Raw genomic sequence first — 254 nt, 5'->3', positions numbered from 1 at the left:
GGCACCGGTAGGTCGATCGCCGGCGGGTTGCCGTCATGCATGTGCCAGACCGGATTGCCGAGCCGCTCCTTCCAGTCCTGGCGCGGATAGGCGCTGAGGAAGGCGTAATATTCGTCCACCGCCTTCGGGATGACGTCGAAATAGAGCTTCTTCGCCTGCCGCGGCCGCTGGTACATATAGAGGCCGAGGCTCTCGGTCGGCGCGTAGGTCAGCCATTCGTCGATGGTCAGCCCATTGCCTTTAGACTTTGAGAT

General features: G+C 61.4%; 1 pseudogene. It reads right to left on the bottom strand.

Annotated elements, in window-relative coordinates:
• Window positions 1-254: pseudogene (lysK, locus tag EN807_RS34880) on the bottom strand (lysine--tRNA ligase); the annotation flags it as partial.

This window comes from Mesorhizobium sp. M5C.F.Ca.ET.164.01.1.1 (assembly GCF_004792125.1).
Lineage (GTDB): Bacteria > Pseudomonadota > Alphaproteobacteria > Rhizobiales > Rhizobiaceae > Mesorhizobium > Mesorhizobium wenxiniae.
The sequence above is the reverse complement of the archived record's forward strand: the minus strand, read 5'-3'. Positions and strand labels throughout refer to the sequence as shown.